The following is a 7,068-nucleotide window of genomic DNA, read 5'->3' on the forward strand; positions in this document are numbered from 1 at the left end:
GTCGTGGTCACCAACGCCGGCTCCGGGCAGCGGACGTCCACCCGCCCGGACCGGGCCCAGGAAGTGCGCGACGCGCTGCCCGCCGCGGAGGTCGTCGAGTGCTCGGCGGAGGACGGCGACTCACTGGCCAAGGCAATGGACGCGGCGGCGGAACGGGCACGTGAACTCTGCGGCGCGCTGGGCGTGTTCGGCGGGGACGGCACCGTCAACGCCGCCGCCACGGCCGCCGTCCGGCACGGGCTGCCGCTGGCGGTGCTGCCCGGCGGCACCCGCAACCACTTCGCGTACGACCTGGGCATCGAGACGGTCGCCGACGCGTGCCGGGCGGTGACCCGCGGCGAGGCGATGGCGGTGGACCTGGCGCGGTTCGGGGACGGCGAGTACTTCCTCAACACCTTCTCCATCGGGGCCTATCCGGAGCTGGTGCGGGTGCGCGAGCGCTGGGCGCCGCGGATCGGGGCGTGGCCCGCGGGGGTGCTGGCGGCGGTGCACGTGCTGCGCACGGCGACCCCGGTCGAGGTCGCGGTGAACGGGCGGCGGCGCTCGCTGTGGCTGCTTTTCGTCGGCAACTGCACCTATCGCGGCCTGGGGCTGGCCCCGGTGCGGCGGCACGATCTCGCGGACGGGGTGCTGGACGTACGGGCGGTGTACGGCGGCCGGCTGGCCCGTACGCGGCTGCTGACGGCGGCGCTGACGGGCGCGTTGAAGCACTCGCCGGTGCTCGGCTCGGCGCGGGAGCGGCAGCTGCGGATCGGCGGGGTGCGGCGCGGCACGCATCTGGCCTTCGACGGGGAGGTGATGCCGTGCCCGGAGCTGCTGACGCTGGAGAAGGAGAACGAGGCGCTGGTGGTGTACCGGCTCGTGGAGGAGTGACAAGCGGCCCCCTGCCGACCGCATCGTGAGACGCGTCTCTCGCCATACGAGATACGCGGGTACGGTGACGGGCATCGCTTCACGCTGGTCAAGGAGGACGCCATGCCGCAGGAGACCGCCGTCTACACCCACGGGCACCACGAGTCGGTGCTCCGTTCCCACACCTGGCGCACCGCCGCCAACTCCGCGGCCTACCTGCTCGGTTCCCTCAAGCCGGACATGCGCGTCCTGGACGTCGGCTGCGGCCCCGGCACCATCACCGCCGACCTCGCGGAACTGGTGCCGCAGGGCCGCGTCACGGGGCTGGAGGCCGCCGCCGGAGTACTGGATCAGGCGCGCGGCCTGATGCGCGAACGCGGCCTGGACAACGTCGACTTCACGGTCGGCGACGTGCACGCACTGGACTTCCCCGACGGCTCCTTCTCCGTCGTCCACGCCCACCAGGTGCTCCAGCACGTCGGGGACCCGGTGCGGGCGCTGGCCGAGATGCGGCGGGTCTGCGAGCCGGGCGGGATCGTGGCCGTACGGGACGCCGACTACGCCGCCATGACCTGGTATCCGCAGCCGCCGGCCCTCGACCGGTGGCTGGACCTCTACCGGCGGGTGGCCCGCGCCAACGGCGGCGAGCCGGACGCGGGCCGGCGGCTGCTGGCCTGGGCGCGGCAGGCGGGTTTCACCGAGGTCACGGCGTCGGCGGACACCTGGTGCTATGCCACGCCGGAGGAGATCGCGTGGTGGAGCGGGCTGTGGGCGGACCGCACCGTCGCCTCCTCGTACGCCCGGGTCGCGACCGCCGGCGGGCATGCCGCGGACGAGGAACTGGCCGAGATCTCCGAGGCGTGGCGCGAGTGGGGCCGGCAGCCGGACGCCTGGTTCGGCGTACTGAACGGCGAACTCCTCTGCCGCGCGTGATCTTCCCCAACTAGGCTGGTCCGTATGGACATTCTGGGGACCTCGCTGCGGGTGTGCGTGAACGATCTGGACGCCGCGATCGGTGTGTACGAACGGCTGACGGGGGCCGAGGCGCAGCGCTTCCAGCAGGGCGGCGTCTCGGTCGCGGCCGTCGGCTGCTTCTTCCTGATGAGCGGCCCGGAGGCGGAGCTGTCGATCCTCCGCAAGATCACCGCGACGATCGCGGTGGCGGACGTGGACGCGGCCGTCGACGACCTGCGGGCGGTCGGCGCGCAGATCGTCGCGGGGCCGGTGGCGTCTGCCGCCGGGCGCGTACTGGTCGCCCTCCACCCGGACGGCTCGATCTTCGAATACGTCGACCGCAAACCGGCGGCGGCCTGAGCCGGAAGCAGTTCCGCACGACGATCAGACGACGGTCACCGGACATCGCACGACCGCGTCGAAGAAGTAGCCCTGGGTGTTGGGCACGGACCGGTCGGGCTGGGTGCGGCCCGCCGTGTCCGTGGCCCGCGCGAGGAGTTCGGCGGGGCCCTTGGCGCCCGGCCGCCACTCGGTCTCCCAGCGCACCCAGCCGTCCCCGCACCCCTCGTCGAGCAGCCGGGCGGCGCTCCAGCGCACCCCGCCGTCCGTGCTGACGTCCACCCGCGCCACTCCCCCGCCGCCCGACCAGGAGCGTCCGGTGAGCCGGTGCGTGACACGGGCGGACAGGGCCGTTCCGGCGTCGAGCTCCCAGGCGCTGCGGACGGGCAGGACGGTCATCGGCGCGCCGCCGGGCGGGTGGTCCGGCCCGAAGAGGCGGTAGAACTCGGTGGTCCACGGGGAGCTGAGCGGCCGGTCGGAGACCTCGATGTCGCCGACCCATTTGGTGGAGGCGACGCCCACCCAGGACGGGGCGATGACGCGGACCGGGTAGCCGTGGTCGTACGGGAGGGGCTCGCCGTTCATCTCGTAGGCGAGGATCACGTCGTCGAGCGCCTTGGCCGCGGGCATCGGGCGGCGCACCCGGCCGTAGTCGACCCCGTCGTCGACATAGGGGTCGTCCAGGCCGCGCGGCATGACATCGACGGCCTCGGGGCGGATGCCCGCGAGGCGCAGGACGTCCGCGAGCCGGGCGCCGCGCCAGCGGGCCGCGCCGACCGCGCCGAGCGTCCAGGGGGTGCCGGTGACGTCGTCGCCCTGCTGGCTGGTGAAGTAGCTGCGACCGTTGCCGGCGCATTCGAGGCAGGCGGCGCGGGTCACGGCGGGCAGGGCCAGCAGCTGGGCGTAGCTGAAGCGGACGGGCGCGCCGCGCAGTCCGTCGCCCCACACCGTGAGGTGCCAGTTCGCGGCCGAGAGCCGGGGCGTCGTGGTGTGGTTGCGCACGAAGAACCGGTCGTTGGGGGTGTGGTAGCCGGTGTGGCGCAGGGTGGCGGGCACGGTCTCGGCGTTGGTGCCGCGGATGTTGAAGAGGCCGGGCGGCAGCGGCTTGTGGATGCCGCTCCCGGCGGCCGCCGCGGGCCGGAGCCGGCCGCGCCGCCGGGCGCTGTCGTCGGGGCGCTGCGGGCCGGGGTGCGCGGGCATGGCCGGTACTCCTGACGGACGGCGGGACACATGCCGGTATCGGCACGCGAGAGGCGGGAACCCCACGGATGTTCAGCGGACGTTCAGCGGACATACGGAACGTCTGCGAGGGTATTTCCCGGCTCTGCGCCCGATAAGCACCTTTATGCGCCATCATTGGCGCACTCCCGTCACACGGGTCGCATCCGGAAGTCGTAGTCCTCCGGCAGCGGGTGCTCGGCGCGCGCCCGTTCGCGTACGTCGTCGGTGACCGGCCCGCCGCCCGCGACGAGCTGTTCGGCGACGGCGTACCAGGTGTCGCCGAGCGCCTCGTCGCCCTCGCGCAGATCGTCCACCTCGAAGCCCCGGTCGAAGATCTCCCGTGCGGCGGGCGCGTCCCCGCGGGCCAGCAGGACGCGGGCGGCGAGCAGGTGGAAGCGGCCGCGGTCGCGGGTGGTGCGGGGCAGCGCGTCGAGTACGTCGGCCGCGTCCAGCGGGCGGCCGGCGGCGAGCAGCGCGGTGACCGCCTCCTGGCCGAGCGCGGCGAGCGCGGCCCGTTGCTCGACGCCGTCGCAGCAGCGGTCGCCGGCGTCCCGGAACGCCTGGAGCCAGCGTTCAGCGGCCCGTTCACGGTGGCCGCACTCCTGGTCGGCGACGGCCAGGCAGCGCAGCGACGGCCAGTGGTCCTTGGCCGACCGCTCCCAGCTGCGGACGGCCTGGGAGCGGTCCCCGGCGTGCCACTGGGCGACGCCGAGGTGGTAGCGGACCTCCGGGGTCGGCCGCGCCGCCTCCAGGTGCTCGCGCCAGTGCGGGCCGACGAGCGAGGGGCCGGGCGGCAGGTGCCGGGGGTGCGGCGGCAGGCCGCCGGTGCGCAGCAGTTCCAGCCAGGGGGCCTGCTGCGGGCCGAGCGTCGCGGCGTCGAAGGGGGTGCCGGGCAGCCGGTGGCCGCCGCGTTCGGTCTCCAGCGCGCCCCAGCCGGAGCCGGCGGCCAGGCTCTCCTTGGGTTCGGTGTCGGCGTACGGCAGCCAGGCGGCGCACGCGGCGTCCGTCTCGGCACGCGGCAGGGCGGCTTCGAGCCGGTGCTCGGTCTCGGCGCGCGCCGCCGCCCAGTCGGCGCCGTGGGTCGCGGCGGGGTCGGCGGCCAGCGGCCCGTACGCCTCCAGCCAGCTGAACTCGCCGCCGGGCGCCAGCGGTACGTGCTCCAGCTGGGTGCGGGCGAGGCCCGCCTGGATCTCGGCGTAGCCGCCTGTGCCGGGCTCGGTCAGCCACCGCTGCCAGCGGCGTCCCCCGGCGCCCGCGCCCCAGCGGAAGAGCTTGCGGCCGCGCAGCGCGGCGGTCGAGGTCTGTACGAGGCCGTGGCCCCGCCCGTCGAGCGCGGCGATCCAGGGGCGTGCGCCGTCCTCGATGTCGTGGAAGAAGTCGGCGGGGTACGCGCCGTGCAGCGGGTAGGTGCATTCGGCGTCGGCGGCGCCGGGTACGGGCACGCGGCGCAGGGATCTGTCGTAGCCGAAGTGCCAGGCGGCGTCGGCGGGGGCGAGGACGCGGGTGTCCGCGTCCTCGGGGACGGCGGTGTTGGACCACCAGTAGACGGGCGCGGTGCGTTCGCCGGGGTTGCGGACGCGGACGCCCGCGTACAGGAACTCGGCGCCTTCGGGGAGCCAGAGGTCGATCTGGAAGACCAGGTCGCGCATCCGCTCCCACTCCCACAGCCGCAGCATCTCGCCGCCGTCGGGGGCGGGGACGCGGGCGGCGTGCAGCGGGGCGGTGCACAGCGGGCCGTGGCCGGTGGCGCCGATGTTCCATTCGATGCCGCCGGAGAACCAGGCGCCGTTGAGCGCGAAGTCGGCGGGCTGGAGGACCGGGTTGACGTAGAGGAGTTCGCGTTCCGCGGGCTTGTGGAACAGGGAGTGGACGCGGCCGCCGAGGCCGGGCAGGACGGTGGCGCGCAGCCGGTCGTTCTCGATGACGAGGGCGTCGAGGTCGGCGGGGGCGCGGTGGCGGGTGTAGCCGTCGCGCAGCCGGACCGGCAGGACGGAGCGCAGCGGCGCGTAGCCGCTCTGCAAGGCCATGTCGGCGGGGAGGGCGGCGCGCTGCCGGGCGTCGAGCCGGTGCGCGTCGCCGTGCGGGCCGCGCGGCAGCAGGGCGGGCAGCGGGTTCTCGGGCCCGAGCGGTGCGGCGGGCAGGGTCAGGACGGCACGTCGGATGGTCGTGGCCACGGCAACCTCGCTCCTCTTCTGGCTTCACCTCGCGGTGACGCTCCGGCACGCCGTGCCCGGCGGCCCCCGATGACCATGGAACACGTTCCCGGCCCCGGTGAACAGGGCCGCCCCCGGTCAGGGTTGCGCAAAGTGCGCTGGCTAGCCTGGAGCGCGACCGCAAGATCGACGAGACGCAGTGAGAGTTCCGACGAACGGGGTGGGGAGCTGTGGCGACGGAACACACCTACCGGGTGACGGTGCGGGGGCGGTTCGACCACCTGGACCACGAGGCGCGGGAACGGCTGCTGGACGAGATGGACGCGCACGCGCCGACGGGGTGGCGGTTCACTGAGAAGGGGACGTTGCGGTACGCACCGGATCTGACGTCGTTCGCCTTCCGCTATCTGGTCACCGCCGACTCCGAGGAGGGCGACGGCCTGGCGTCGCTGCTCGCGGAGGAGCGGGCGGTACAGGCGCTGGACGAGGCCGGTTACGGCTATGCGGAGCTGCGCTGCGAGGCCACGGACGTGGATCTGGAGAGGGCGGGCCGCAAGGGGCGGTGAGGCCGCGGGGGCGACCGAGACGCATTGGGTAAGGTGAACCTAACTCGTTCGTCCCGTCCTCGGAGGTCGTGTTCATGCCGGTGTCCGCCCCGCCGACCGGTACGGCCAAGCGCCCGCCGCCCATCCCCCGGCCCGCGCCCGTGGAGCGCGTGAGCAGCCCGCTGATCGGGACGCTCGGGCCGCGCCCGGACGTGGCCGGATTCTGGCGTTCGCTGCCGGGCACGCCGGTGATCGAGCCGGACCCGGCGGGCTCGGCGGACCACGCGGTGGTCACCTTCCTGTGGCGCGGCTCGGACGCGACACGCGCCGTGCTGGTGCTGCCGAACAAGGTCGCCGACCCGCGCGCGCTGGAGCGCAACCTCATGGACCGGGTGCCGGGCACCGACATCTGGCACTGGTCGGTGCGGATGCGCCGCGACTGGCGGGCCACGTACACGCTCTGCGTGGACGAGGGGCAGGGGGCGGCGGGGCTCGACGGCGCCGAGCACCGGGCGTGGCTGCGCGGCCAGGGCCGCCGCGACCCCCTCAACCCGCGCTCGTTCCCGCCCCGGTGGGGCGGCGAGCCGGTGTCCGTGGTCGAACTCCCCGGCGCCCCCGCCCAGTCGGACTGGCTGCCGCGCCCCGGCGTGCCGGCCGGCACGGTCTCCACCCATACGTTCGCGAGCGGCGTCCTCGGCAACGAGCGGCGGATACGGGCGTACGCACCGCCCGGCGACGGCCACCGCGACCTGCCCGTGCTCGTCCTCTTCGACGGCGAGATGTGGCAGCCGGGCCTGGGCGTCGCGACGCTGCTCGACAACCTGATCGCGGACGGCCGTCTTCCGCCGATGGTCGCGCTGCTCCCGGAGTCCCTGGGCAGCGACGCCCGCTGGGCGGAGCTGACCTGCAACGACGGCTTCGTGGACTTCCTCGCCGAGGAGCTGCTGCCATGGGCCGGCGCCCGCTGGCCGCTGACGGCCGACCCGGCCCGTACGGTCCTGGCC

Annotated in this window: 7 protein-coding genes; 5 read left to right on the forward strand and 2 right to left on the reverse strand. The window is 74.7% G+C overall.

Annotated elements, in window-relative coordinates; genetic code table 11:
- From ACFU99_RS26640 to ACFU99_RS26650, 3 genes are all read left to right on the forward strand, one after another.
- The coding region (locus ACFU99_RS26640; protein WP_384396391.1) for a diacylglycerol/lipid kinase family protein at positions 1 to 873 on the forward strand (873 nt) is incomplete at its 5' end.
- 102 nt (positions 874 to 975) lie between these two features.
- On the forward strand, positions 976 to 1,785 hold the full coding sequence (locus ACFU99_RS26645) for a class I SAM-dependent methyltransferase (RefSeq protein ID WP_384396394.1): 810 nt from the start codon (positions 976 to 978) through the stop codon (positions 1,783 to 1,785).
- 24 nt (positions 1,786 to 1,809) lie between these two features.
- On the forward strand, positions 1,810 to 2,166 hold the full coding sequence (locus tag ACFU99_RS26650) for a VOC family protein (protein WP_384396397.1): 357 nt from the start codon (positions 1,810 to 1,812) through the stop codon (positions 2,164 to 2,166).
- 24 nt (positions 2,167 to 2,190) lie between these two features.
- On the opposite strand, the gene ACFU99_RS26655 is transcribed toward ACFU99_RS26650, so the two are convergent.
- Positions 2,191 to 3,345 (reverse strand): sulfite oxidase, encoded by a 1,155-nt coding sequence (locus tag ACFU99_RS26655; RefSeq protein ID WP_384396400.1) that lies wholly within the window; start codon positions 3,343 to 3,345, stop codon positions 2,191 to 2,193.
- 170 nt (positions 3,346 to 3,515) lie between these two features.
- Positions 3,516 to 5,540: a DUF5107 domain-containing protein gene (locus ACFU99_RS26660; protein WP_384396403.1), complete on the reverse strand. Its 2,025-nt coding sequence runs from the start codon at positions 5,538 to 5,540 to the stop codon at positions 3,516 to 3,518.
- Between the two features lie 209 nt (positions 5,541 to 5,749).
- Here ACFU99_RS26660 and ACFU99_RS26665 point away from each other — a divergent pair, with 209 nt between their 5' ends.
- On the forward strand, positions 5,750 to 6,085 hold the full coding sequence (locus ACFU99_RS26665; RefSeq protein ID WP_384396406.1) for a DUF6204 family protein: 336 nt from the start codon (positions 5,750 to 5,752) through the stop codon (positions 6,083 to 6,085).
- Positions 6,086 to 6,159: 74 nt separating this feature from the next.
- Positions 6,160 to 7,068, forward strand: a 909-nt coding sequence (locus ACFU99_RS26670; protein WP_384396409.1) for an enterochelin esterase domain-containing protein, incomplete at its 3' end; no start/stop codon positions are given.

This window comes from Streptomyces sp. NPDC057654 (assembly GCF_042800135.1).
Lineage (GTDB): Bacteria > Actinomycetota > Actinomycetes > Streptomycetales > Streptomycetaceae > Streptomyces.